This window comes from Vibrio cincinnatiensis (assembly GCF_022113815.1).
In the GTDB taxonomy this organism is placed as follows: Bacteria; Pseudomonadota; Gammaproteobacteria; order Enterobacterales; family Vibrionaceae; genus Vibrio; species Vibrio cincinnatiensis_A.
Window position 1 is genome coordinate 14,148 of the sequence record NZ_SGOM01000001.1, and the last position, 26,305, is coordinate 40,452.

At 44.1% G+C, this 26,305-nt stretch carries 23 protein-coding genes; 6 read left to right on the top strand and 17 right to left on the bottom strand.

From position 1 onward, the window contains the following. The 7 genes from rodA to leuS all read right to left on the bottom strand — a co-directional run bounded on the left by rodA (window position 1) and on the right by leuS (window position 8,192). Window positions 1–1,122, bottom strand: a complete 1,122-nt coding sequence (gene rodA / locus EXA13_RS00065) for a rod shape-determining protein RodA (RefSeq protein ID WP_238131301.1) — start codon at window positions 1,120–1,122, stop codon at window positions 1–3. Continuing rightward, the gene (mrdA, locus tag EXA13_RS00070) at window positions 1,119–3,005 is read right to left on the bottom strand and encodes a penicillin-binding protein 2 (RefSeq protein WP_238131302.1); all 1,887 of its coding nucleotides are present in this window, start codon (window positions 3,003–3,005) and stop codon (window positions 1,119–1,121) included. The genes rodA and mrdA overlap by 4 nt, the downstream gene beginning before the upstream one ends. A 6-nt stretch (window positions 3,006–3,011) precedes the next feature. Then, the gene (gene rlmH, locus EXA13_RS00075) at window positions 3,012–3,482 is read right to left on the bottom strand and encodes a 23S rRNA (pseudouridine(1915)-N(3))-methyltransferase RlmH (protein ID WP_154115939.1); all 471 of its coding nucleotides are present in this window, start codon (window positions 3,480–3,482) and stop codon (window positions 3,012–3,014) included. Between the two features lie 2 nt (window positions 3,483–3,484). Beyond that, window positions 3,485–3,802 (bottom strand): ribosome silencing factor, encoded by a 318-nt coding sequence (gene rsfS, locus EXA13_RS00080; protein WP_238131303.1) that lies wholly within the window; start codon window positions 3,800–3,802, stop codon window positions 3,485–3,487. Window positions 3,803–3,863: 61 nt separating this feature from the next. After that, entirely contained in the window at window positions 3,864–4,889 is a 1,026-nt protein-coding gene (gene holA / locus EXA13_RS00085; RefSeq protein ID WP_238131304.1) for a DNA polymerase III subunit delta, read from the bottom strand. A 12-nt stretch (window positions 4,890–4,901) separates the two neighbouring features. Beyond that, window positions 4,902–5,504, bottom strand: coding sequence for an LPS assembly lipoprotein LptE (gene lptE / locus EXA13_RS00090; RefSeq protein WP_238131305.1), 603 nt, complete (start codon window positions 5,502–5,504; stop codon window positions 4,902–4,904). A 111-nt stretch (window positions 5,505–5,615) separates the two neighbouring features. Beyond that, window positions 5,616–8,192 (bottom strand): leucine--tRNA ligase, encoded by a 2,577-nt coding sequence (leuS, locus tag EXA13_RS00095; RefSeq protein ID WP_238131796.1) that lies wholly within the window; start codon window positions 8,190–8,192, stop codon window positions 5,616–5,618. A gap of 122 nt (window positions 8,193–8,314) precedes the next feature. On the opposite strand from leuS, the gene EXA13_RS00100 reads away from it, so the two are divergent. Next, window positions 8,315–8,785 (top strand): zinc ribbon-containing protein, encoded by a 471-nt coding sequence (locus EXA13_RS00100; RefSeq protein WP_238131306.1) that lies wholly within the window; start codon window positions 8,315–8,317, stop codon window positions 8,783–8,785. 41 nt (window positions 8,786–8,826) lie between these two features. Here the strand turns inward: EXA13_RS00100 and lnt are convergent, their stop codons facing one another. From lnt to miaB, 5 genes are all read right to left on the bottom strand, one after another. Then, window positions 8,827–10,338 carry an apolipoprotein N-acyltransferase gene (gene lnt, locus EXA13_RS00105; RefSeq protein WP_238131307.1) on the bottom strand — a complete coding sequence of 504 codons (1,512 nt, stop codon included), beginning with the start codon at window positions 10,336–10,338 and terminating at the stop codon, window positions 8,827–8,829. Between the two features lie 64 nt (window positions 10,339–10,402). Next, the gene (gene corC, locus EXA13_RS00110) at window positions 10,403–11,302 is read right to left on the bottom strand and encodes a CNNM family magnesium/cobalt transport protein CorC (RefSeq protein WP_238131308.1); all 900 of its coding nucleotides are present in this window, start codon (window positions 11,300–11,302) and stop codon (window positions 10,403–10,405) included. A gap of 82 nt (window positions 11,303–11,384) precedes the next feature. Next, on the bottom strand, window positions 11,385–11,849 hold the full coding sequence (gene ybeY / locus EXA13_RS00115; protein ID WP_238131309.1) for an rRNA maturation RNase YbeY: 465 nt from the start codon (window positions 11,847–11,849) through the stop codon (window positions 11,385–11,387). Continuing rightward, window positions 11,846–12,946, bottom strand: a complete 1,101-nt coding sequence (locus EXA13_RS00120) for a PhoH family protein (protein ID WP_238131310.1) — start codon at window positions 12,944–12,946, stop codon at window positions 11,846–11,848. Before EXA13_RS00120 ends, ybeY begins: the two co-directional genes overlap by 4 nt. Before the next feature lie 152 nt (window positions 12,947–13,098). Beyond that, a complete protein-coding gene (gene miaB, locus EXA13_RS00125; RefSeq protein ID WP_238131311.1) occupies window positions 13,099–14,523 on the bottom strand; it encodes a tRNA (N6-isopentenyl adenosine(37)-C2)-methylthiotransferase MiaB in 1,425 nt (474 codons plus the stop codon). 236 nt (window positions 14,524–14,759) lie between these two features. On the opposite strand from miaB, the gene EXA13_RS00130 reads away from it, so the two are divergent. Beyond that, complete coding sequence (locus EXA13_RS00130; RefSeq protein ID WP_238131312.1) at window positions 14,760–15,917, top strand: 2-octaprenyl-3-methyl-6-methoxy-1,4-benzoquinol hydroxylase; 1,158 nt, start codon at window positions 14,760–14,762, stop codon at window positions 15,915–15,917. A gap of 64 nt (window positions 15,918–15,981) precedes the next feature. Here EXA13_RS00130 and crr read toward each other — a convergent pair whose 3' ends face one another. From crr to cysZ, 5 genes are all read right to left on the bottom strand, one after another. Continuing rightward, entirely contained in the window at window positions 15,982–16,491 is a 510-nt protein-coding gene (gene crr / locus EXA13_RS00135) for a PTS glucose transporter subunit IIA (RefSeq protein ID WP_078926176.1), read from the bottom strand. A gap of 127 nt (window positions 16,492–16,618) precedes the next feature. Continuing rightward, complete coding sequence (gene ptsI, locus EXA13_RS00140) at window positions 16,619–18,343, bottom strand: phosphoenolpyruvate-protein phosphotransferase PtsI (protein ID WP_238131313.1); 1,725 nt, start codon at window positions 18,341–18,343, stop codon at window positions 16,619–16,621. A gap of 147 nt (window positions 18,344–18,490) precedes the next feature. Then, complete coding sequence (locus EXA13_RS00145) at window positions 18,491–18,748, bottom strand: HPr family phosphocarrier protein (protein ID WP_004395710.1); 258 nt, start codon at window positions 18,746–18,748, stop codon at window positions 18,491–18,493. Window positions 18,749–19,045: 297 nt separating this feature from the next. Then, complete coding sequence (cysK, locus tag EXA13_RS00150) at window positions 19,046–20,014, bottom strand: cysteine synthase A (protein WP_238131314.1); 969 nt, start codon at window positions 20,012–20,014, stop codon at window positions 19,046–19,048. Between the two features lie 141 nt (window positions 20,015–20,155). After that, window positions 20,156–20,902, bottom strand: a complete 747-nt coding sequence (cysZ, locus tag EXA13_RS00155) for a sulfate transporter CysZ (RefSeq protein WP_238131315.1) — start codon at window positions 20,900–20,902, stop codon at window positions 20,156–20,158. 227 nt (window positions 20,903–21,129) lie between these two features. On the opposite strand from cysZ, the gene zipA reads away from it, so the two are divergent. The 4 genes from zipA (at window position 21,130) to EXA13_RS00175 (ending at window position 26,302) form a co-directional block, all read left to right on the top strand. Next, the gene (gene zipA / locus EXA13_RS00160) at window positions 21,130–21,966 is read left to right on the top strand and encodes a cell division protein ZipA (RefSeq protein WP_238131316.1); all 837 of its coding nucleotides are present in this window, start codon (window positions 21,130–21,132) and stop codon (window positions 21,964–21,966) included. 62 nt (window positions 21,967–22,028) lie between these two features. Further along, the gene (gene ligA, locus EXA13_RS00165) at window positions 22,029–24,038 is read left to right on the top strand and encodes an NAD-dependent DNA ligase LigA (RefSeq protein WP_238131317.1); all 2,010 of its coding nucleotides are present in this window, start codon (window positions 22,029–22,031) and stop codon (window positions 24,036–24,038) included. A gap of 473 nt (window positions 24,039–24,511) precedes the next feature. Continuing rightward, window positions 24,512–25,594 carry a porin gene (locus EXA13_RS00170; RefSeq protein ID WP_238131318.1) on the top strand — a complete coding sequence of 361 codons (1,083 nt, stop codon included), beginning with the start codon at window positions 24,512–24,514 and terminating at the stop codon, window positions 25,592–25,594. 69 nt (window positions 25,595–25,663) lie between these two features. After that, window positions 25,664–26,302, top strand: coding sequence for a DUF2057 domain-containing protein (locus EXA13_RS00175; RefSeq protein WP_238131319.1), 639 nt, complete (start codon window positions 25,664–25,666; stop codon window positions 26,300–26,302). Window positions 26,303–26,305 lie beyond the last annotated feature (3 nt).

The window sequence follows — 26,305 nt, forward strand, 5'->3', positions numbered from 1 at the left end:
TTAATTTGCCTTCGAAAATGCTTTTCGGTGGGTATGGATAGACATCAAAATACCGAATCCGGCCATCAGTGTCACCATTGATGTACCGCCATAACTGATTAAAGGGAGAGGAACGCCAACCACAGGTAAGATCCCGCTGACCATGCCAATATTGACAAATACATAAACAAAGAAGCTCAGAACGATACTTCCTGCCATCATTCGCCCAAAAGCGGTTTGTGCGTTACTGGCAAGGTACAAGCCTCGGCCAATGATAAATAAATAGACAGAGAGCAGTGCCAAAATTCCGATCATTCCCCACTCTTCAGCAATTACGGCGAAAATAAAGTCGGTATGACGTTCAGGTAAGAATTCAAGGTTTGATTGAGTACCATGTAGCCAACCTTTGCCCGAAATCCCCCCAGAGCCAATTGCAATTTTACTTTGGATAATATGATAGCCAGCACCCAGTGGATCGGATTCAGGGTCAAATAACGTTCGGACTCGGGTTTTTTGGTATTCATGCATAAAGAAAAACCACAATACCGGAACAAATGCGCCAACCCCAACGGCGGCAGCGGCAATGATTTTCCAACTGATTCCGGCTAAGAAAATGACAAAAATGCCAGAGGCGGCAATTAAAATGGAGGTACCTAAGTCGGGTTGTTTAGCAATTAAAATGGTGGGGAAAAATACCATGAATAAGGAGGTAGTTAAGGTCCTCAAATCTGCAGGAATCGGACGGTTACCTATATAGCGAGCTACCATCAGTGGAACGGCTAATTTAAGCAGTTCAGAAGGCTGAAAGCGTACAAAACCAAAGTTTAGCCAACGTTGTGCCCCTTTGGAGGTTTCACCAAAAAATAGCACACCGAGTAGCAAGAGAGCTCCGCAGAAAAAAAGAAACGGAGCCAGCCGTTCATAGCTACGAGGAGAGAGCTGGGCAAGGCCAAACATTACCAATAGTGCCATCACCATACGCATGGCTTGGCGATCCATCATCTCTAGGCTTTGGCCACTAGCGCTGTACATGACGACAAGGCCAAATAACATCAAAACTAATAAGCCAAGCAAGAGCGGGAGATCGATATGCAAACGTTCAAAAAAAGCACGATTTCGTCCTGTGGCAGGATCCATCTTCATTTTGCGTTACCCTCGTGTTCGGCTAATATGACATGGTCAAAAATTCGTCTAACAGGTGGTGCACCATTGGTTGATCCACCTCCCGCATTTTCCAGCACAATAGTAACCACCAATTCTGGGTTATCGGTTGGAGCGAAGCCTGTAAATAATGCATGGTCGCGCAGATGTTCCGACAACTCCTCTGCATTGTATTCTTGTCCCTCTGCTAAACCAAAGACTTGAGCTGTCCCTGATTTTCCGGCACTTTTGTATTTTAACCCTTGGAAGGCTCGACGGGCGGTTCCGCGTTTTCCATGGTTAACTAAATACATCCCTTCGATCGCCATGTTCCAGTATTTTTCAGAGACTTCATTAATCGGTGGGTAAGTGACATACTCCGATTCTTGTTGAGTAGAAAATGGATCACCGTTATTGATGGTGGACCGCAGCAGATGAGGCGCAATCACTTTACCTTTATTGGCCAATACGGAAGTTGCTTTAGCGAGTTGCATCGGGGTTGCAGTCCAATAACCTTGTCCAATACCGACAGGAATGGTATCACCTTGATACCAAGGCGTTCTATGGCGAGCCATTTTCCACTCACGAGTTGGCATGTTGGCTTTGCTTTCTTCGTAAATATCAATTCCTGTGTAATCGCCAAAACCAAAGCGCATCATCCAGTGCGATAAACTATCAATCCCCATATCGTAGGCAATTTGATAGAAAAAGGTATCGACAGACTCTTCCAAGGCTTTGATGATATCCACTCGGCCATGGCCCCAACGTAACCAGTCTCGAAATGGCCGTGTATTGGAGTTGGGGATGCGCCAGTATCCTGGATCATTACGCGTGGTGTTTGGTGTAATAATTTTATCGTGTAAAGCAGCGACAGCAATAAAGGGTTTGACCGTTGAACCCGGGGGATAAATACCGATGGTTGCTCGGTTGACGAGTGGGCGATTAATGTCATTTAGCAAGCGGCTGTAATCTTGAGAGGAGATACCGTGTACAAAAGCATTGGGATCATAACTTGGGCTAGAGACCATTGCTAAGACACCGTTATCTTTAGGATCAAGCACGATAGCTGAGCCTCGTCGCCCATCTAACAGTTTATGTACGAATAGCTGTAATTTGATATCAAGGTTAAGAACAATGTCTTTGCCCGGCGTGGGGGGGACATATTTTAGTGTTCGGATTACTCGACCACGGCTATTCACCTCAACTTCTTGATAGCCAGCCATTCCATGCAGTAAATCTTCGTAATAACGTTCAATACCAAGCTTACCAATGTCTCGGGTCGCCTGATAATTGGCCGCTTTATCTTCCCGTTCCAACCTTTCTAAGTCTCGGTCATTGATGCGTGATACATAACCAATGACATGAGTGAGTACATCTCCGTATGGGTAGAAGCGCTTGAGGTTAGCGCTTACGGATACTCCGGGAAACTTATGCTGTTGAACGGAAAACTTAGCCACTTCTTCTTGCGTTAATTGGGTTAGAAGAGGAATGGCATTAAATCGGCGTGTGCGTTTGCGATCTTTTTCAAAAGCGGCGATCCGATCTTCCGGGATGGTAAGAATGTCTTGTAAGCGAGCCAGTGTATCCTCCATGTCTTTGACTTGTTCTGGAATTATTTCCAAGTTAAAAACAGGGCGGTTTTCTGCGAGTAAGTTACCATTGCGGTCATAAATCAAACCGCGGTTTGGGGCAATGGGTACCACTTTAATACGGTTATCATTAGAGCGTGTTTTATAGTCTTGATATTGCTTAACCTGAATGTTGTACAGGTTGGTGATCAAGATCCCGATGGCGATCATAATGCCGATAAAAGCGACGATCGCTCGATGACGGAATAATCGAGCTTCAGCTTGATAATCTCTAATGGGGCTGCGCTTACGTCTCATCAATCTTTACTCTCGGTGGTAAGGATGATTCGCGGTGATACTCCATGCCCGATAAAGGCTTTCGGCCATCACAACCCGAACTAGCGGATGAGGTAAGGTTAATGGGGAAAGTGACCAGCTTTGATCCGCTGCCGCTTTACAGGCGGGGGCTAAACCTTCGGGCCCGCCAATAAGAATGGAAACATCGCGCCCATCTAATTTCCAGCTTTCGAGTTGTTCGGCTAACTGTTCGGTATCCCAACGTTTACCGGGAATATCTAGGGTGATAATTCGGTTACCTTTAGGAACGGCGGCTAACATTGCTTCTCCTTCTTTTTGTAAGATACGAGCAATATCAGCATTTTTTCCTCGTTTACCCGCGGAAATTTCTATTAATTCTAGCGGCATATCATGAGGAAAACGACGGCGATATTCTTGAAATCCTTCCTCAACCCATTTGGGCATTTTTGTACCGACCGCAATTAATTGAAGTTTCACTATTAACCCCAAAGTTTTTCTAGTTGGTATAAAGCACGAGGTTCTTCTTGCATAACATGTAACATGGTTGAACCCATGTCAAGGACGACCCATTCACCTTCATTTTCTCCGTCCATACCCAGTGGTTCTACGCCGATTTTTTTGACTTCACTAGCCACGTGATCAGCAATTGAGGCGACGTGACGTTTTGAGGTTCCAGTACAAATAATCATGTAATCGGTAATGCTCGATTTACCTTGTACATCGAGAGTAATAATATCAACAGCCTTCATATCGTCAGCTTTATCAGCAAGAAAATGGGTTAATTCTTCGCGTAACAAGGGAGTATCCTCTGAATCTTGATCATTGGGTGATTAAAAAGCGCAGCAGTATACCACGGTTTTAGTTCGGTAAAGGTAAGTTTGCTTCGGGTAAACAGAATACTAAACTGAGTTGTTGCAATAATGGCCAAATAGGTTGGCTGTACTGAGTTTTTGCTCGTTGCTCTGTTTGTGCCAGTAATTGCAGCATATGCCGTAAGTGATGAATGGACAAACGTTGTAACGCTGCAGAATAGAGGGGGCGTTTATTTTGCCATACTCGATATTGTTCAAAAACTCGATTCATAGGCTGTGTGTTCATTGTTTGACGCATATGCAGCAATTGAAATAATTCTTTTTGAATGGTTCGAATTAAAATAATGGCTTCAACATCTTCGGATGCTAATTGGCGAAGAATTCGCTGAGCTCGATTTGCCTTCCCTTCTAATAAGGCATCAACCCAGTGGAAGGCGGTAAAATGATTATGTCGACTGAGCGATTCCTCTAAGCGAACTAAGGTTAAGCGACCATCAGGGTAGAGTAGCGTCAGCTTTTCTAAACTTTGTGCTAAGGCAAATAGGTTTCCTTCATGCCACTGTGCCAGCATCTGTATCGCTTCTGCATCCGGCTGTAATCCCAAAGTTTTACAGCGAGCCATCACAAACTGAGGTAAGCGAGATAAGTCAGGTGTTAGGCAGTTGACCCAACAACCTTGGCTACTAAGGGTTTTAAACCAACTGCTACTTTCTTGAGCTTTAGTCAGTTTATTGCCGACAATCACTAATAGCACATCTTGATTGAGGCTTTGTGCCAATGTGCTGAGTGTTTTTCCCATTGCAGCATTGATACCACTGTCAGGAATATCAATTTCAATCAATTGTCGGCTGGAGAAAAGGCTCATCGATTGGCAGCGATCGTAGACTTCATTCCAATCAAGGCTACTGTCTGCAGTAAATTGGTGTTTTTCTTCAAACCCTTGTTCCTTAGCTTTCTGTTCAATCGCTATCCGTGATTCTTGAAGAAGCAAGGGCTCATTACCGAGCACCAAGTAGAGTGGGGCTAGGTTACGGCTTAAGGTTTCGGGGAGTTTATCTGCGAACACTCTCATGCTAACACTCGATTATTGGGTCGTAATCGCACTTGAATTATCCAATTCTCTTACCGTTTCAGGGACTTCGGAAGAGGGGTGAATGTCAGTATCGTCAAGGTTGCCGCTTTGAATGGCAATTTTAAGTCGAGCCATTTGGCGGATAATTTGACTGGCGGCCAATTTGCGCATTTCATCAACAATCATTTCTCTTTCGACCGATTTAGCCAATGCAGTCAGTGGGTTGTCTAAATAACTGCGTGTTACGCTCGTTGAAAATGTTTTGACGCCTAGCTCAGGAATTGTGACTTGATACGAAGCTCGAAAGGTGAGCTCTTTTTCCGCTGCACGGGTGTTTTGGTAAAGCGACAAGGTCCGTTCACTGGTGCCTTCATTAAGCAAATGTAAATTAGGGATATCGGCCGAAGGTGTAACCAGTTCAATTTCATTCATACGCAGTTGGCCTTTAACAATGCGAGTAAAGGTGCTGTATTGATCATAACTGGTTAAAGACATGGTGTTGAGTGTGTCTGGAACATCATAATCCCCACGTAACTGAAAGCCACAGCCTGACAGGAGTACGGTGATTAAAAGAAGCAATGGTAAGGTTGATATTGACGAAAATTTAAAACGCATGGGTCGATGGTTCTCATGAGTGAGTTTACTTATCTTAACTTACCCTTAGGGATAGGCTGAGATAAGTAAACAGGGCAAGTATGCCCTGTTTACAGACCATAATTAAGTCAGTTAGTTCGCAACAATGTTCAGTAGTTTGCCTGGTACATAGATGACTTTGCGGATAGTTAAGCCGTCAGTAAACTTCTTAACGTTCTCATCTTGTAAGCCTAAGGCTTCCACTTGATCTTTGCTGGCATCGGCGGCTACGGTCAGTTTTCCACGGAGCTTACCGTTAACTTGTAAAACAATCAGCTTTTCATCTTCAACCAATGCGGCTTCATCGTAGGTTGGCCAAGCGGCATGGTCAATGTCTGTTTCACCCAATGCTTGCCACATTTCAAAGCAGATGTGTGGGGCGATAGGGTAAAGCATTACTGTGATCGCTTTAGTTGCTTCATCTAGAATCGCACGATCTTGTTCTGACTCTTGTGGGGCTTTTGTCAGTTTGTTCATCAACTCCATCACAGCGGCGATGGCTGTGTTGAAGGTTTGACGTCGAGCAATATCATCCGTTACTTTGGCGATGGTTTTATGAACATCACGACGTAGCGCTTTTTGGTCAGTATTTAAAGCAGTAGGGTTTACAGCAACCGCGGTCCCTTTAGCGGTATGCTCAGCAACTAGTTTCCAAACACGTCTTAGGAAGCGGTTCGCCCCTTCAACGCCAGATTCTTGCCACTCTAGTGTCATATCAGCAGGTGAGGCGAACATCATAAATAGACGTACTGTATCTGCGCCATATTTATCCACCATTTCTTGTGGGTCGATGCCGTTGTTTTTTGACTTCGACATTTTGATCATACCAGAGTGCTCAACTTGGTGGCCTTGGGTATCTATCGCTGAAACAATGCGCCCTTTCCCATCACGTTCCACTTTCACTTCGGTAGGGGCAACCCATTCTTTGGTGCCTTTCTCATTGGTGTAGTAGAAGGCATCAGCCAGTACCATACCTTGGCACAGTAGCTGTTTGAATGGTTCATCAGAAGTGACATAACCTGCATCACGTAGCAGTTTGTGGAAGAAGCGAGAGTATAGGAGATGCATACAAGCATGTTCAATCCCACCGATGTATTGATCAACTGGTAACCAATAGTTGGCTTTTTCTGGATCAAGAATATCATCAGCTTGTGGTGAACAGTAACGCGCATAGTACCAAGATGATTCCATAAAGGTATCAAAGGTATCTGTTTCACGCAGAGCAGGTTCACCGTTAAAGGTGGTTTCAGCCCAGGTTTTATCAGCTTTAATTGGGCTAGTCACACCATCCATCGTGACATCTTCAGGCAGAATCACTGGTAGTTGATCGGCTGGAACTGGGTGAACGTGACCGTCTTCGGTTGTTACCATTGGGATAGGTGCCCCCCAATAACGTTGGCGAGAAACGCCCCAGTCACGTAGACGGAAATTTACGGTTTTTGTTCCTTTACCTTCAGCGGCTAATTTAGCTGAAATGGCATCAAATGCAGCTTGAAAGTCCAGACCATCAAATTCACCGGAATCAAATAAAATGCCTTTTTCGGTATAGGCTTCTTGGCTAATATCGAGCTTGCTACCATCGGCAGGTTTAATAACAGGAACAATGTCTAAATCATATTTAGTTGCAAATTCATAATCGCGTTGGTCATGGGCAGGAACCGCCATGACGGCTCCGGTGCCGTAATGCATTAATACGAAGTTAGCCACATAGATAGGCACTTCACGGCCATTTAAAGGATGGATCGCGGTTAAACCCGTGGCCATGCCTTTTTTCTCCATTGTTGCCAATTCAGCTTCTGCAACTTTGGTATTTTTACATTCGTCGATAAATGCAGCCAGTTGTGGGTTGTTTGCCGCAGCTTGGACCGCTAGAGGGTGGCCAGCTGCGATGCCCACATAAGTAACACCCATTAAAGTATCAGGACGAGTGGTATACACTTCTAAGTCCTGCTCGTGATCTTTCACTTGGAATTTAAGTTCAACCCCTTCTGAGCGGCCGATCCAGTTACGCTGCATGGTTTTTACCATATCTGGCCAACCATCTAAGTTATCGAGGTCATCCAATAGCTCTTGCGCATACGCAGTAATCTTAATAAACCATTGTGGAATTTCTTTTTGCTCAACCGGTGTATCACAGCGCCAGCAGCATCCGTCTTCTACTTGTTCGTTAGCAAGAACGGTCTGATCATTAGGACACCAGTTAACGGAGGAGGTTTTCTTATACACTAAGCCTTTTTCATACAGCTTTGTGAAAAACTCTTGTTCCCAGCGGTAATATTCAGGTCGGCAGGTCGCAAATTCGCGGCTCCAGTCGTAACCAAAACCCAGTAATTTGAGTTGGTTTTTCATGTACTGGATATTTTCATACGTCCAAGGTGCTGGTGCGGTTTTATTTTTAACGGCCGCATTTTCTGCTGGTAGGCCAAACGCATCCCAACCGATCGGCTGCATGACGTTTTTACCTTGTAGACGTTGGAAGCGGGAGATCACATCACCGATAGTGTAGTTACGCACATGTCCCATGTGCAGTCGACCACTGGGATAAGGAAACATAGAAAGACAGTAGAATTTTTCTTTATTTGGGTCTTCACTTACAACAAAGGTTTTATTGTTGTCCCAGTGCTGTTGAACTTTCTGTTCAATATCTTGCGGGTTATATTGCTCTTGCATCGATGACATCCGGTTATCTTGGAATTTGTGAGTTCTGTTCGAACAGGTACTAATAGATCGACATAGAATACCTAAAGCAGCACAGCACAACAATAGCCAATCGGTTTTGATAGAGGTGACTTATGCGAAAAGAGAAAGCAGGCTATGAGGCGTTATTGGAAGAAGTGATAGAAACCCTCAAACAAAGTCCAGAGGAAGTAGACCATATTATAGAAACATCGGGTAAGGTTGTGGCCGCCGCCAATGATTTAACCAAAGATGAGTTAGCATTAATTTCAGCGTATGTTAAAGCCGACTTAAAAGCATTTTCAGAAGAGTACGAACAAAGTAAGAAAGGGCCGTTTTATTTGATGATTGCCAATACGCTGTGGCAAGGGTTATTGGAAATCACTGATAAAACCAAGGTAGAGTGGGTGGAATTATTTCAGGATTTAGAACATCAAGGCTTATACCGTGCAGGAGACATGATTGGCTTAGGTGTTTTAGTTTGTGAAAACTGTGCTCATAAGGTGGAATATAACCATCCAACAGAAATTGTACCTTGTACACATTGCGGGAATACCCTATTTAGTCGCCAACCTTTGCAGCCATAAGTCAACCCCTCGAGCAAATGGTTCGAGGGGGAGAATTTAGTCTAGTGTCGACGAGTTGCGACTAAACTTATTACTAAGCTTAGTCCACACCATACATAGAGTGGCCAGCTTCCCCACTGATGATACGGTGTTTGTCCTTGAGTTGGGGTGATTTCTGCTCTGAGAACACCCGTTTCAAACTGCGGAAGTTGATGAGTGATGTTGCCGTATTGATCAGTAATCGCTGTGATGCCATTGTTGGTTGAACGAATCAATGGTTTACCCAGTTCTAAGGCTCGCATTCGAGCAATTTCCATATGCTGCAGAGGCCCATTTGAACGTCCAAACCAAGCATCATTGGATAACGTGAGTAAGAAATCCGTTTGTTCAGTCACGTTTGCTCTCAGCTGTTCATTAAAAATAATTTCATAGCATAGCGCTGGTGCAAAGGCATGACCGGCTGCGAAGATATTTGGCTGAACATATCCTCCGCGGCTAAAAGATGACATGGGTAAGTTAAATAATGGGGCTAAGGGTCTGAGCCACTTTTCTAATGGTACAAACTCACCAAATGGCAATAAGTGGTGCTTATGGTAACGGTGCTCTACATCGTAGCGGTAGTCACCATATGGGGTATTGCCTAGCGCCAAAACACTATTAAAGTATTGTCCTTGCTCGTTGTAGTTCAAAATCCCCGTAATAACCGCGCTATTATTCATTCGAGCCGCTGAATCTAAATTGCTGAGATATGAACCTAGTTCTAACTCAAAAGCGGGAACCGCAGCTTCTGGCCAGATGATAATATCTGCATCCCAATTTTCTCGGCTAAGGTCGGTGTATTTCATAATGGTTGGCCAACGTTGGTTGGGGTGCCATTTGAGAGACTGCTGAATATTGCCTTGAATAATGGCAACCGTAGTGGTTCTTTCTGGTTCAGGAGTGACCCAAGTTTGTTCTTTGAGGGTAAGCGCACTGGAAAAGAGAGCGATAGGGATCAGCAAAAAACGCCATGCGCGCGTCAGGCATACATAGCTGAGTGCGCTTGCACACATAAGCACTATCAACGTGATAAGTTCGACACCGCCGATAGGAGCAAAAGAAGCCAATGGGCTATCTATTTGGCTATAGCCTAACCATAACCAAGGAAAACCCGTCATCACCCAGCCTCGGAGCCAATCACAGAATAACCAAAGTACGGGAGCTGCGAGCAAAAACTTGGGCCAATGAGAGCGAGGGAAGAAGCGATTGAGTGCCCAAGTGAAGAGGGCGCTATAGAAAGATAAATATCCCACCAAAAGCAGCATGAGTGAGAAACTGGCGATTTTCGGCAATCCGCCAAAGGTATCGATACTGACATGTACCCAACTGATTCCAAAGCCAAATTGCCCCACTCCCCAGCAATAACCGATCAGCGCTGCCTGTTTAGTTGAGCGGTGATTAATCAACAGTAACAATAAAAATGGGCTGAGAATGGCCAATGGCCATAGTTGATAAGGGGCAAAAGCTAGGGTGGTGGCTGCGCCTACACATAAGGCCAGAAGTGGCCGTATTAGGCGAGGAATAAAGTTTTTCATCAACGGTAACTTTCTAAAATAATGTGCTCAGCCAGAGGTTTGGCTGAGCAAGGTAGGCATTGATTTACTCTTCCTGAGTTTCTGGAAGTGTTTCAAAATCAGGAATCGTCACTTGTAACTGAACCACTCGTCGGCTATCTGCCGCGGTTACCTTAAAGCTGTAATGGCCAATTTCAATTACTTCACCACGAGAAGGCAAGTGGCCGAATGCGGTCATGACTAACCCCCCGACAGTATCGACTTCTTCATCGCTAAATTCAGTACCAAAGGTATCATTAAACGATTCAATGGTGGTGAGCGCTTTTACCGCATAAGTGTGTTTGCTCAACTTACGAATGTCGAGTTGCTCTTCATCATCAAATTCGTCTTCAATATCACCGACGATTTCTTCCAAAATATCTTCAATGGTGACGAGGCCTGAGACGCCTCCAAATTCATCGACGACAATCGCCATATGGTAACGTTCTTCGCGGAACTCTTTGAGTAAGCGATCAACGCGTTTACTTTCCGGAACCACCACCGCAGGTCGAATGACTTCTTCGATATCAAACGGGGCACTGTTTGAGCCTAAGTATTTGAGTAAGTCCTTTGCCAGTAGAATGCCTTCGACATGGTCTTTGTCTTCGCTAATCACAGGATAGCGAGAGTGCTGTGCATCCGTGATTAAAGCGACCAGAGAGTCGAGGTTATCGTTACGTTCAACGGTGACCATTTGTGAACGAGGGATCATAATATCCCGCACTCGCATCTCTGCTATCTCCATTACCCCTTCAAGCATATCTCGGGTGTCATGGTCGATAAGGTCATTCACTTCAGAGTCTCGGATCACATCCACTAACTCTTGGCGATCTTTGGGCTCACCCTGAAAGAGTTGACCTAGGCGTTCAAAGAAGGACTTTCTACTCGGACCTTCAGATTTTTCTTTTTTTCCTTCAGTAGAATGGGGCGAATTATCGTCGTTCATTGTGTCTCTTATTCATTATGCTATCAGATGTGTGATAGCTCACATAAAGTGAATCGGTAAAGGTATTTATTTCACCGAACACTTAGTTTTTCTCCGCTAAATAAGGGTCATCAAACCCCATTTTTTGCATGATTTCGGTTTCAAGCGCTTCCATTTCGTCAGCCTCTTGATCATCGATATGGTCATAACCTAGCAGATGAAGGCTGCCATGTACAACCATATGCGCCCAGTGAGCCATTAACGGTTTTTCTTGCTCAAGAGCTTCTTGTTCGACCACTTGTTGGCAAATGACCAGATCACCTAATAGATCCAGCTCCACTTCAGGCGGAGCTTCAAAAGGGAAAGAGAGTACATTGGTTGGCTTATCTTTACCGCGATAGTCTAAATTTAGCTGATGACTTTCACCTTGATCAACCACGCGAATCGTGACTTCCGCTTGGCTTTGAAATGGGGTAATGGCCGTGGTGAGCCAGTGTGAAAAATCATCAAAACTTGGCAAACCTTGCTCGTTTGTAACGGCAATTTGTAAATCCAGTTCAATACTCATGATTGATTTGATTCCTCAGGGGTTGATGGCGGAGCCGCAGGATTAGGCTCTTCTACCTTAGCTTCTCGTTCTTCACGTCGGCGTTGTTCATAAGCTTTACGGTCTTTTTGATCTTGCGCTTCCCATTTTTCATAGGCATTAACAATGCGGGCAACAACCGGATGGCGAACCACATCGTCTGACTGGAAAAAGTTAAAGCTAATTTCATCCACCTCGCTGAGTACTTCAATGGCATGACGTAGGCCAGAACGAGCACCTCGAGGTAAGTCAATTTGGGTCACATCGCCAGTGATGACTGCGCGAGAGTTAAAACCGATCCGAGTGAGGAACATCTTCATCTGTTCCACAGTCGTATTCTGGCTTTCATCAAGGATGATAAAGGCATCATTGAGTGTCCGTCCGCGCATGTAAGCTAAGGGCGCTACTTCAATTACATTTCTCTCAATGAGTTTTTCGACTCGTTCAAACCCTAACATTTCAAACAGAGCGTCATACAGCGGACGTAAGTAAGGATCAACCTTTTGGCTGAGATCCCCTGGTAAGAAACCTAATTTTTCCCCCGCTTCAACGGCAGGACGGGTGAGTAGAATGCGGCGGATTTCTTGTCGCTCCAGTGCATCTACTGCCGCGGCAACGGCTAAATACGTTTTACCGGTTCCGGCTGGGCCGATACCAAAGCTGATATCGTGGGTTACCATATTGACCAAATATTGTGCTTGATTCGGCGTGCGTGGCTTGATCACCCCCTTTTTCGTTTTGATAAAGACTTCTTTACCATGGGGCATGGCCGATTCTTGCGTTTGCTCTAAAACGCCTGCTTCTTTGATAGCAAGGTGCAACTGTTCTGGCTCAATATCAGGGATTTGGCCACGAACCGGTGCGGTATCCACATAAAGGGTTTTGAGAATATCTAAGGCCGCTGAGGCGGTATGCGCTTTGCCGACAATAGTAAATAGGTGGTTGCGGTGGTTAATTTCCACCCCTAATCGACGCTCTAAATGTTTGATGTTATCGTCGAATGGCCCGCATAAACTGGCGAGACGACGGTTATCAGAAGGTTCAAGATTAATTTCTAAGGTTACGACTTTATTGCTCAAATTGGCCTCTCAATCAGTCACTTGTGGGGCCCCGATTATGACCGGGCCCCCAATGACACTATGTCCTTGTTTGGTGGAAGAATCAGCGGTGCTGAATTCTATAACCAAGCGTGAGTATTCCTTTCTCCGAGCGCTATGCAGTACATAAACGTTTATGGGGTGAAAGTCGCCACGCCTAGCTCATCTTCGCGGCGAGTTTTCGCCATCATTTGTGAGGGCGAAATTAGGACGCGAAGGTTCATTTCTTGTTCAGTGCGTACGAGTTCTCCACGTAATGAGTTCGGGAAAACATCGACAATATTCACATCAACAAACTGACCGATAAGTTCGGCGGGGCCTTCGAAGTTAACCACTCGGTTATTCTCAGTACGGCCACGTAGTTCCATCAGGTTTTTCTTCGATGGGCCTTCCACCAAAATACGTTGCTCCGTTCCCATCATTAGGCGAGAGTAGCGCATGGCTTGGCTGTTGATCTGTTGCTGTAATTCGTAAAGGCGCGCTTTTTTGGTCTCTTCAGAAAGGTCGCACGGATAGTCAGCGGCCGGAGTCCCAGGTCGTGGAGAAAAAATAAAGCTAAAGCTCATATCAAAATCAACGTCACGAATCAGCTTCATGGTGTCTTGGAAATCTTTATCGGATTCTCCGGGGAAGCCCACAATAAAGTCTGAGCTGATTTGAATCTCAGGGCGTGCTTTACGTAATTTGCGAATGATCGATTTATATTCAATCGCAGTATGTGGGCGTTTCATCATGGTTAAGATGCGATCACTACCACTTTGTACGGGAAGATGCAGGAAGCTTACCAGTTCAGGGGTGTCTTCATACACGGCAATGATGTCGTCAGTAAACTCTAGTGGGTGGCTAGTCGTGAAACGAATACGGTCAATACCATCAATAGAGGCAACTAAACGAAGTAGCTCGGCAAATGAACAAATGGTTCCATCGTGCATTGGGCCACGATAGGCATTCACATTTTGCCCGAGCAGGTTAACTTCACGAACACCTTGTTCTGCTAACTGAGCAATTTCGTACAGGACGTCGTCCATTGGGCGGCTGACTTCTTCACCACGAGTATAAGGTACAACGCAGTAAGTACAGTATTTAGAACACCCTTCCATGATAGAAACAAAGGCCGTTGGTCCTTCTGCGCGAGGTTCTGGTAGGCTGTCAAATTTTTCAATCTCAGGGAAAGAAATGTCCATTACCGGAGCGTCGGTAGATTGAGATTGTCTGATCATTTCAGGCAAACGGTGCAGGGTTTGTGGGCCAAAAATAACATCCACGAATGGTGCACGTTCACGGATGTGATCCCCTTCTTGGGTAGCCACACAACCACCAACGCCGATCACTACACCAGGTTTTTTATCTTTTAATGTTTTCCAGCGTCCCAGTTGATGAAAGACTTTTTCTTGAGCTTTTTCACGGATTGAACAGGTATTCAATAGTAGGACGTCTGCTTCCTCTGGCTCTTCCGTCAGCTCATAGCCATTTGCTGCATTAAGCAGATCGGCCATTTTGGATGAATCGTATTCGTTCATCTGGCAGCCCCAGGTTTTTATTAGCAGTTTCTTACTCATCTCACTTTCGCTCGTTCAATAATTCGTTGAAATAGGAATCCGCCATCTCGGCGGTAGCGGCGTATTGTACTGCTTTCGTTTGTGACTGACTAGTGATAGACAAAAATCTCTGCCAACCATTGTTATTGCTTGGTTTTTCCTTACAGAGAACAAGGTTTTTTTGGTGAAATATATTCGCAAAAAAAGCCTCAATACGTACAATAGTTTGCAAGTGAAATTAACCTAAAGTGACGAAGATGAACCAGTTTGATGTGATTGTCATTGGTGGAGGAATGGTCGGAGCAGCCGCGGCATTAGGCCTTGCCAAACAGGGGCGGAGGGTGGCTCTTGTTGAAGGGGAGGCCCCAGCGGTTTTTTCACCAGATCAGGTTATGGATGTTCGAATTTCTGCCATTTCACAGACTTCGGTGACACTACTCGAAGAACTTGGGGCATGGGAAGGGGTGAAGCAGAAACGCGTTTGTCCTTATCGCCGATTAGAAACGTGGGAGCATCCTGAATGCCGTACCCGCTTTACTAGTGAAAGTTTAGGTTTAGCACAGTTGGGCTTTATGGTTGAAAATCGGCTGATCCAATTGGCCATTTGGGAGCAGTTTAGCCAATACCCAGAGTTAGTCCTTTTTTGCCCAGATAAACTGAGTACGATCCAATTTCAATCAACGGGAGCTCACCAAGTCACACTACAGTCTGGCACGACATTGGCTGGGGAATGGATTCTTGGTGCTGATGGTGCGAATTCTCAGGTGCGTTCACTTGCTCACATTGGTATTACTGCTTGGGATTATCGCCAACACTGTATGTTGATTAATGTTCAGACGGCAAAACCGCAGCAAGATATCACGTGGCAGCAGTTTTTCCCCTCTGGCCCTCGTTCGTTTTTACCACTGCAAGGTCAGCAAGCGTCATTGGTTTGGTATGATTCACCGAGGCGAATTAAGCAGTTAATGAACTTGAGCCCTGAACAGTTACGTGAAGAGATACTGAACCACTTTCCTCCAGAACTGGGGGATATTGATGTGATTCAGCGAGGATCATTCCCTTTGACCCGCCGTCATGCGCAGAGTTATGTTCAAAATGGTTGTGTGCTTATCGGAGATGCGGCACATACCATTAATCCATTAGCTGGGCAGGGCGTGAATTTAGGCTTTAAAGACGTAGCGATGTTATTAGCGGTGACGAAAGAGAGCAATGAATTAACGTTGAAACAGTTTCAGCATTATGAACGAAAACGTCGTCCTGATAATTTACTAATGCAAACCGGGATGGATGTTTTTTATAAAGCCTTCAGCAATGATTTGGTTCCCTTAAAGTGGATGCGTAATATGTTATTAAAAGGGGCGGAACATGCGGGGCCAATTAAAGCGCAGGTTTTACGTTATGCGCTTGGGCTTTAGTGTGTACAGGACAATAAAAAACGCTGCCGAGTGGGCAGCGTTTTAATGCGTAAAATAGTCTGAATTACTTCGTTACACGAAGAACAGGCGTTTCACCTACGGTTACAGAACCAGATAACTTGCTTAGCTCTTTAATTTCATCCATGTTAGAAATAACAACTGGAGTCAATGTAGATTTTGCTTTTTCTTCAAGTAGAGCAAGATCAAATTCAATAATCGTGTCACCCACTTTTACTGATTGACCTTCTTCAGCGATACGTTTGAAACCTTCGCCTTTTAGTTCAACAGTATCAATACCGAAGTGAACAAACAGCTCAACGCCATCATCAGATTCGATAGAAAATGCGTGGTTAGTTTCGAAGATTTTACCGATAGTACCATTAACAGGGGCAACCATTTTGTTACCCGCTGGTTTAATTGCAATACCATCACCAACGATTTTCTCGGCAAACACGACATCTGGCACATCTTCAATGTTTACAATTTCACCAGAGAGAGGTGCGATAATATCAATTGCACCCGCGTCAGCGCTGTCGTCAGAGACTAGCTTTTTAAGTTTGTCAAACAGACCCATTGTGTCATGCTCCTAACGTTTAGATTTATTTTGTTGAAGTATAGTATACCAATCCCAAACAATAGACGACTATTTTTATATCCTTCAAGGAGTTTGCTCATAGTCACCTATTGTAGGGGTATTATTCTTATTGGCACTTCTCGGCGATGAATTTTTCAACGCAAGCTTCAATTTCTGCCGCTGTTGGTAGAGATAACGCTTCTTGTGCCATTGCTTTCACTTCAGCAAAGTTTGAGTTACGAATGACTTTCTTCACTTTAGGAATAGAAATACCACTCATAGAGAACTCGTCTAAGCCCATACCTAACAATAACAGTGTTGCTCGTTCATCACCAGCAAGCTCACCGCACATACCGGTCCATTTACCTTCAGCATGAGAGGCATCAATTACTTGTTTGATAACCGTCAATACCGCTGGTGACAGTGGATTGTACAGGTGAGAAATCATTTCATTACCACGGTCAACCGCAAGGGTGTACTGGGTGAGATCGTTCGTACCGATAGAGAAGAAAGAGACTTCTTTTGCTAAGTGATGAGCAATCGCAGCAGCGGCTGGGGTTTCTACCATTACGCCAATTTCGATATTTTCATCAAAGGCGAGTCCTTCGCTACGAAGTTCTGCTTTGTATTCTTCAATCGCTTCTTTTAGGGCACGAATTTCTTCAACAGAAATGATCATTGGGAACATGATACGCAGTTTACCATGTGCAGATGCGCGTAAAACACCGCGTAATTGGTCACGTAAGATTTCACGACGATCTAAACTGATACGTACTGCACGCCAGCCTAAGAATGGGTTCATTTCTTTTGGCAGGTCCATGTAGGGGAGGTCTTTATCACCGCCAATGTCCATAGTACGGATAATAACAGACTGCCCATCCATCGCTTCTGCAACTTCTTTATAAGCTTGGTACTGTTCTTCTTCCGTAGGCAGAGCATCACGGTCCATAAATAGGAATTCGGTACGGTAAAGGCCGACACCTTCACCACCGTTACGGATAATACCGTCACAGTCTTTCACTGTGCCAATGTTACCGCATACTTCAACACGATGGCCATCAAGGGTTTCAGCTGGCAAATCTTTAAGTTTCGCCAGTTCTTCTTTTTCTGCTAAGAAAGCTTGTTGAACTTGTTTTGCTTGCTCAAGCTCGGCTTCCGTTGGGTTAACAAAAATTTGGTTGTTGATCGCATCCAAAACCAACATGTCGCCGTTCTTGACTTGTTTGGTAATATTGTTGGTACCCACAACGGCAGGTAATTCTAAAGAACGAGCCATGATAGAAGTATGAGAAGTACGACCGCCGATATCACAGGCAAAACCCAGTACATAGTCAAGGTTAATTTGTGCTGTTTCAGATGGTGTTAGGTCGTAAGCAACCAGAATGACTTCTTCATTAATATCACTGATAGAAACGATATGAATGCCAAGCGCATTTTTTACAAAGCGAGAACCGATATCGCGGATATCTGTTGCGCGTTCTTTTAGGTATTCGTCATCAAGAGATTCAAGCGCAGTCGCTTGTTCTTCAATGACGGTATAAATTGCATTATCAGCAGAAAGTTTGTCGTTTTTGATGAGCGCTAAAATTTCTTCTTCTAGTTCTTCATCTTCAAGCAACATGATGTGGCCTTCAAAGATGGCTTCTTTTTCTTCACCAAAAGTTTCCAGCGCTTTCTGTTTGATGACTTCAAGCTGAGCCGCAGATTTTTTGCGAGCGTCATAGAAACGTTGAATCTCTGAATCAACTTGAGCGTCTGAAATGGTGTTTGTGTTTAGGACTATTTCATCTTCTTGAAGTAGTAATGCTTTACCTATAGCAATACCAGGAGATGCTAGGATGCCTGAAATCATAGCCTTACCTTAAATTGGTCAACTGTAAACGGGAGAAAATGGACGTTAGTGCTAACGATAATATGTAGCCTATTCTCGGACATATTTCCAATAAAGCCATTTTGTTAGAAACAAAATGGCTTTGATTTTTTAAATAGGAAAGGCCTATTAGTGAAGTTGGTCCATTAGCGCAACTAGGTGGTCAACGGCTTCTTTAGCTTGAGGACCTTCTGCAGAAATAGAAACAACAGTGCCTTTTACTAGGCCTAGTGTTTGAAGTTTAAATAGGCTTTTTGCACTCGCGCTTTTACCGTTTGAAGTTACGGTGATGTCTGCATCAAAAGCTTTTGCTTCTTTTACAAATTGTGCTGCTGGACGAGTGTGAAGACCGTTTTCTGCAGTGATTTCTACTTGCTTCTCGTACATGTTTTATACCCCAATTAATTTAGTTTTTGTAAGTTGTTAACTTGCATAAGCTTAACCTTTACCGCCAATTTCTGCTAGCGCAGTAACGGCATTTTCGTGTCAGAGCTTATCCTCGTCTAAAACAATCAATCGCTTTTGTTGCTCAAAGCAGACAAAAACCATTGACTTTAATCTAGTTGGCTTCTTTATTTTGAAGCTAGAAATAAAACACCCCGATATTACCAAAGGTGGGGCAAGGATCAACAAAAAAGCCCCTGAACGGGGCTTTTTTAAACGAAAATTTGATTTCACCACATATTACTGTTGGTTTTCTTTTTCAGTAAAAATGCCTGAAAATAGAGCGGTGCTGAGATAACGCTCACCTGAACTAGGTAGCACAGTAACAATGGTTTTCCCTTCAAATTCAGGAAGTTCTGCAAGTCGATTGGCGGCAACTACCGCAGCCCCCGAAGAAATGCCCGCGAGGATGCCTTCTTCTTCCATCAGGCGACGAGCCATTTCAATTGCTTCATCGGATGTTACCGTTTCGACTCGGTCAATGAGATCTAAATCGAGGTTGCCAGGAATAAAACCGGCTCCGATACCTTGAATTTTGTGTGGTGCCGGTTTGATTTCTTCTCCGGCTAAAGCTTGGGTGATGACGGGAGATTCCGCTGGCTCGACAGCAACGGAGACAATAGCTTTGCCTTTTTCACCTTTAATATAGCGGCTAGTGCCGGTGAGAGTGCCGCCAGTACCGACTCCGGCAATAAATACATCGATTTGGCCATCTGTAGCATCCCAGATTTCAGGCCCAGTGGTTTTTTCATGAATCTCTGGGTTCGCTGGGTTATCGAACTGTTGAAGTAGCAGATATTTTTCTGGATTACTGGCCACAATTTCTTCGGCTTTAGCAATGGCTCCTTTCATTCCTTTAGCGGCTTCTGTCAGCTCAAGTTTTGCTCCCAATGCTTTGAGTAGTTTGCGGCGTTCAAGGCTCATGGATTCAGGCATGGTTAATGTCAATTTATAACCACGAGCAGCGGCAACAAAGGCGAGGGCAATCCCTGTATTACCACTGGTTGGTTCAACCAGTTCTATCCCTGCTTTTAGTTTACCTTGTTTTTCTGCTTCCCAAATCATGTTTGCACCAATTCGGCATTTCACACTAAAGCTTGGGTTACGGGCTTCAATTTTTGCTAATACCTTGCCTTTGCTTACTTTATTTAAACGAACAAGCGGTGTGTTACCAATAGTTAGGGAGTTGTCTTCGTAAATTTTGCTCATGGTGATATTCCTTCATTACGCAGATTTAGCATTGGATGCGTGGAGATAATTAGTCGATACCGTTCAAGAATAGGGTGTGGCTAAAGAAGGTAAAAGGACTAAAAAGTTATAACTTATTAAGGATTTAAATTTACCGAGTGATTACGGTCTATATTCATTTTTAAATTCATTTACCCACATTGAGGTCGCACCACAGACGGCAACAGGCATAATGAAGAGATTCAGCACAGGAATAGCGGTAAGAATTGAGATGATCATTCCAAATCCATACGCTTTGCTTTGTTTTTGTTTCAAACTGTGTCGCATCGCATTGAAGTCAACTTTGTGGTTGTCAAAGGGGTAGTCACAATATTGGATAGACAACATCCATGCCGTAAATATAAACCATAATATGGGCCCCACGGTTTGCCCTAATGCTGGGATCAGCAGTAACAGAAATAACCCAATGGCTTTTGGAATAATGTAGGCCATTTTTCGGCATTCTCTAAGTAAAATACGTGGGGTATCTTTGATTAGGCCCCAAATACTCTGTTCACTGACCGTTTGCCCCGTGATTTTTTGTTCAACTTTTTCGGCGAGTAATCCATTTAAAGGGGCGGCAATAAAATTGGCTAATGTGCTAAAAAAATAGGAAAACGTGCCTAAAATAGTCAACGTTAGTAGTGGCCAAAGTAGATAACTTAGCCAAGATAAAAAATCAGGAAGCGCGTCGATCCATTGATTTATCCAGCTGTCTAAGTGGGTAAATAAGTAATACATAGCCCCACCAACAAGCAGTAAGTTGGCAAATAGTGGCAATAGAACAAAGCGTCGAATACCCGGTGAAAATGCGAGTTTGATGCCTTCAATAAAATAGCCAAAACCCGAATGTTGTGATGTGATAGGCATAGTAGATCCCCAAATAAGCGAAAGATGATATTAACTCATCTCTCCATTGTAACGGAGTGTGATGCGAATAAAAATTTGCTCATAGACGTAACTTCTAACATTAAGTTGTTCTAAAACAGGGGTAAGTTTTGGTAAAGTAGCCGAATAAACCGATAATCTACCTTGGTAAACGTGCGTCATAGGCGTTAGAGCTCAGAACATCAACACCGAGAAACTGAGAGTTTAAAATGCAGGAATTGCGATTCGTACTCATTATTGTCGGCGCGCTAGCGATAGCCGCTTTACTATTTCATGGTCTTTGGACCAGTAAAAAGGAAGGAAAGTCTAAGTTTGGTGATAAGCCTCTTGGTCGTATAGCGGTTGAGCGCCATGACGATGCGTCGTCATCAGAGGCTTCGTTGGATGAGGTGGTTCGTAAAGAGCGTAAAGAACCCGATTTTGGGCTATCAAACCATGAGATCGATCCTTTGATTGCTGATTATGAACCCGACGTTTCGGTTACCCCCGTTCACCTTTCTGATGACGTTGATGTTCAGCCTTCCTCAGTGATGTCGATGAATACGGTGTCTGAGCCGTCAGAGGTGAACTCTTCAAATGATACGCCATCGGTAGGTGCTGTATCTGAACCTGAGTCAACAGAAGAAGCTTTGCAAGTGATGGTATTGAACGTGCATTGTGCTGGCACAGAGCCATTTATTGGGACTAAGCTTTTTGATAGCCTGCAACAAAATGGGCTGTTGTACGGAGAAATGGATATTTATCATCGTCATTCGGATTTATCCGGAACGGGGAAAGTGTTATTTAGTGTCGCCAATATGATGCAGCCAGGAACACTAAAACATGATGATCCTGCACTGTTTACGACAAAAGGCATTTCCTTTTTTATGACACTTCCTTGCTTTGGTGATCCAGAGCAAAACTTTAAGTTAATGCTAAAAACGGCTCAGCAAATAGCAGACGATCTTGGGGCGAATGTCTTGGATGATGCAAGAAACTTAATGACACCTGATCGCCTGTCTGCATACCGTAAACAGATCCAAGAGTTTAAAGCCAAACAAGCTTAACTGATTGATAGTTAATAAAGGCTCCAGCTCGGAGCCTTTTTTCATGATTCGAGAGAATAACGATGCAACACGTAGAGCAAAGATTACAAGAATTACGTCAAACCCTGCATGAGCATGCCATACGTTATTACGTAGAAGATGCCCCGACCATTCCGGATGCTGAGTACGATAGGCTCATGCGAGAGCTATTAGAGCTTGAAGCACTGAACCCCCAATGGATCACAGCCGATTCGCCTAGCCAACGTGTGGGTGGTGCGCCACTATCAGGTTTTGAGCCGGTGGTTCATGAGTTGCCTATGCTATCACTCGACAACGCATTTGAAGAGGATGAGCTAGACAGTTTTTACCGTCGTATGAGCGAACGTGTTGCTGCAGCAAAGCAAGCACAATTTTGCTGTGAACCGAAATTAGATGGGTTGGCGGTCAGTTTGCTCTATGTTGATGGTGTGCTTGTACAAGCCGCAACTCGTGGCGATGGTGCAACAGGCGAAAACATAACGGAAAATGTTCGGACCATTAAATCTATCCCTTTGAAATTGCGCGGCACTGGTTGGCCGACACGGATTGAGGTGCGTGGAGAAGTTTTTATGCCGAAGGCCGGTTTTGAGCAAATGAATGCACAAGCGCTGAAGAAAGGGGAAAAAGTTTTTGTTAACCCACGTAATGCGGCGGCAGGAAGCTTACGACAGTTGGATTCTCGCATTACCGCTAAGAGACCATTAGCCTTTTATGCATATAGTGTCGGGGTGGTAGAGGGTGGAACGTTAGCGGATAGCCATTATGAGCGTTTTTTACAATTAAAACAGTGGGGATTACCCATTAGTCCTGAGGCAAAACGGGTTGAAAATTTAGCGCAAGTAAAAGAATACTACCAAAATATCGTTGAGCGACGTGGTGCATTACCTTATGAAATTGATGGGGTGGTGATCAAAATCGATGATGTTCATTTGCAAGAACGGTTGGGTTTTGTGGCTCGAGCTCCTCGTTGGGCGATTGCCTATAAATTTCCTGCTCAAGAGGAAATGACTCGGCTCAATGATGTTGAGTTTCAAGTTGGGCGAACAGGGGCCATTACTCCAGTCGCTAAACTTGAACCGATATTTGTCGGAGGGGTTACTGTGAGTAATGCCACTTTGCATAATGCCGATGAAATTGAGCGATTAGGCGTCATGATCGGCGATACGGTGATTATTCGCCGTGCAGGGGACGTAATTCCACAAATCGTCGCGGTTGTGCCCGAGCTAAGAAGTGATGAAGCGAGATCAATATCTTTTCCCTCGCAGTGTCCGGTTTGTCACTCCGATATTGAACGTGTGATTGGTGAAGCCGTTGCTCGTTGTACTGGTGGGTTGGTGTGCCAAGCTCAGCGCAAAGAATCGCTCAAGCACTTTGTCTCGCGTAAAGCCATGGATGTTGATGGGCTCGGAGATAAAGTAATAGAACAATTGGTTGATCGTGAAATGGTATTGACTCCAGCTGATCTGTTTAAACTCAGAGCAGGCGAGTTGACCGTTCTGGAAAGAATGGGGCCTAAATCAGCGCAGAATATTACTCAAGCTTTAGAAAAATCGAAACAAACCACATTGCCCCGCTTTTTATATTCGCTCGGCATTCGTGAAGTGGGGGAAGCTACAGCAATGAATCTCGCTCAGCATTTTTGTACTTTAGATGCTGTCATGGAGGCATCTACCGAGCAACTCATTGAGGTGCAAGATGTTGGAATGGTGGTCGCTAGTCACATTCAAGCGTTTTTTAGTCAAGAGAGTAACCAACAGGTGGTTAAAGAGTTATTGGCTTTAGGAATTAGTTGGCCAGTCATCGAGCCAAAAAGTGATGAAGAACCACAGCCATTGGCTGGAAAAATAGTAGTACTGACAGGATCGTTATCACAACTTTCACGAAGTGAAGCGAAAACGGCACTACAGTCGTTGGGGGCCAAAGTGACTGGAAGCGTTTCTAAAAATACGGATATTTTGTTTGCTGGTGAAGCTGCAGGTTCAAAATTGGCCAAAGCTCAAGAGTTAGGGATTGAGATCTTAGGAGAACAAGATTTAATTAATTTGATCCGATAAAGAGTATTTCATCGTTATAAAAAACCTCAGTCTATAGGCTGAGGTTTTTTATTTGTTGAAAATAACTTGATTGGTTATAGGCGATTTATCTTCAATAAAAAGAAATGCTCGGATTTTTTTGTCACCTTATTTTGTATATCAATGCGAGTGACTTCAATTAAATGATTTTAATAACTTATAATTATTTGATTTTAAAGTACTTTATTTGTTTGTTAAGTGCTCATTTGAATAATTAGATCTTGATCACTTACTGGCCTAAAGTTTGCCTTGGGTCATATTTTTTTAGTTAAAAATTAAGTTCTGATTGATGTTTTATCCGTGATAGTTAGTCTTAAGGCATGGATACACAAGCGTGTAGACAGACAGCGATGAGGCTCTTAATGGGGTTCTCATACAAGGAAAAGTTTTCTCCCTTCGGCGGCCAACTTTGGGGAGAAAAACAAAACAGCTATCTCTATTTTTAGGAGTTTTCCATGGACAAAATGTTTAAACGTACTTTATTGGGTGCGACCGTTGCTACTCTGCTTTCTTCTGGTGCAGCATTTAGCGTTTCGGCAGCAGAATCCGCAAACTATGAAGTTTATGGAGTAATCGCACTGCAAGCGGCTTATCGTGATTATGATTCAGGTGATAAAGCAAAAGATGATGATTTAGGTGGTACTCAGTTTAACAACGAATCTCGCATTGGTTTCCGTGGCGAGAAAGATTTCAAAAATATTGAATCTACTTTTATTTGGCAAATCGAAGCGGGTTATGTTGACCCATCTTTCTCTGACCCAGGTTCTGAATGGGGGGCTCGTGATACCTTCGTTGGCTTTAAGCATGACAGCTACGGTATGGTTCGTCTAGGTCGCGTTCTGTCACCACTCTATGAATTGGTTGACTGGCCGGCTTCTAACCCAGGCTTGGGTGACGTGTTTGACTGGGGTGGTGCGATCGGTGGTACTAAACACCAAGACCGTGCTTCCAACACTATTCGCTGGGATACGCCAGCTTTTGCTGACAAACTATCTCTGAACTTAGCTTATGGCGTAGCTGGTAAAGATGGCGCACAAAAAGGTGACGGTAAAGATTACTGGATGGGCGCAGCGGCACACTACAAACTTTCAGTTTTCCAATTTGATTTAGCCTATGAAGGCAACCGTGACGTAGCCAAAGAAGAGACTGAGTGGGATAACGATGCTTACCTATTTGGCGTGCAAGGTTGGTTTGATAATGGCCTTTCTTTCTACGCTCAGTATAAGATGATGGAAGCGAAACCTTCTGCTGGCGATAAAGAGAAGCAAAATGCTTACTCTGCGGGTGTTGCTTATACAACGGGTGATTGGCAGTTCAAAGTCGGTTATGCGAAGAATGAAGAACTTAAAGTGGGTGGCGATAAGCTAAAAGGTTCGGATGACGATGTGTTATCTGTACAAGCGCTATACTTTGTTGACCCATCAGCGGTGCTGTATGCTCGTGCACGTACTTTAGATTTTGGTTCGGATTATGAAGGCGCACGCTGGAAATCAGCGGATTTTGATGAGTACTCAGTGGGTGTAGAGTATTACTTCTAAGCAAAGCGTGAATTTTTGTTATAGAGTATGGCGAGCTTAGGCTCGCCATTTTATTTTGAAGGATAGACTATGAAATTATTACCTATTAGCTTGCTGGCATCGTTACTGTCTATTTCGGTAGGCAGTTATGCCAATATTGACGTGACCTTTGATCGTGATATTCAATTGTTGGCTGTCAATGGTGAATCGGAAGGATTTACTTTTGGGCACCGTTCAGAGCTGACATTAGAGCCGGGAGAGCATCAGCTATTGGTTCGAGCGGAGCGAGTGATACCTATGTCAGGGAAAAAAAACAAATACAAATCACCTTTGATGGTTGTGAAAATTTCTGGTCATGAGGGTAAGTTAAACCTTGCTCCCACCATGATTATCCGCAATGAAGGCAATGCACTAGAGTTTGACCGCCATCCGGCTTTAGACATCGAATTAAGACAAGGGGCATTGGAGATAGAACAAGACTTTATTCCTGGCCGCTCCTTTGGTTTAATGGGGGACTATCGTAAAGAACTGACTCAATTTAACCGCACAGAAAGTAAAGCGGCTATTCATCGATCCGCATTGACTCGTCCTGTGGCCGCTTCTCGTGTTGAAAAGGGCGCTACAGGGGCTAGCCTTGAGATAGATAAACTTGAGATGATCCAACAGGTTTATCTTGAACTGGATGAAGCACAGCGTAAAGCTTTTCTATCTTGGGCGATAAGCCAGTAATAG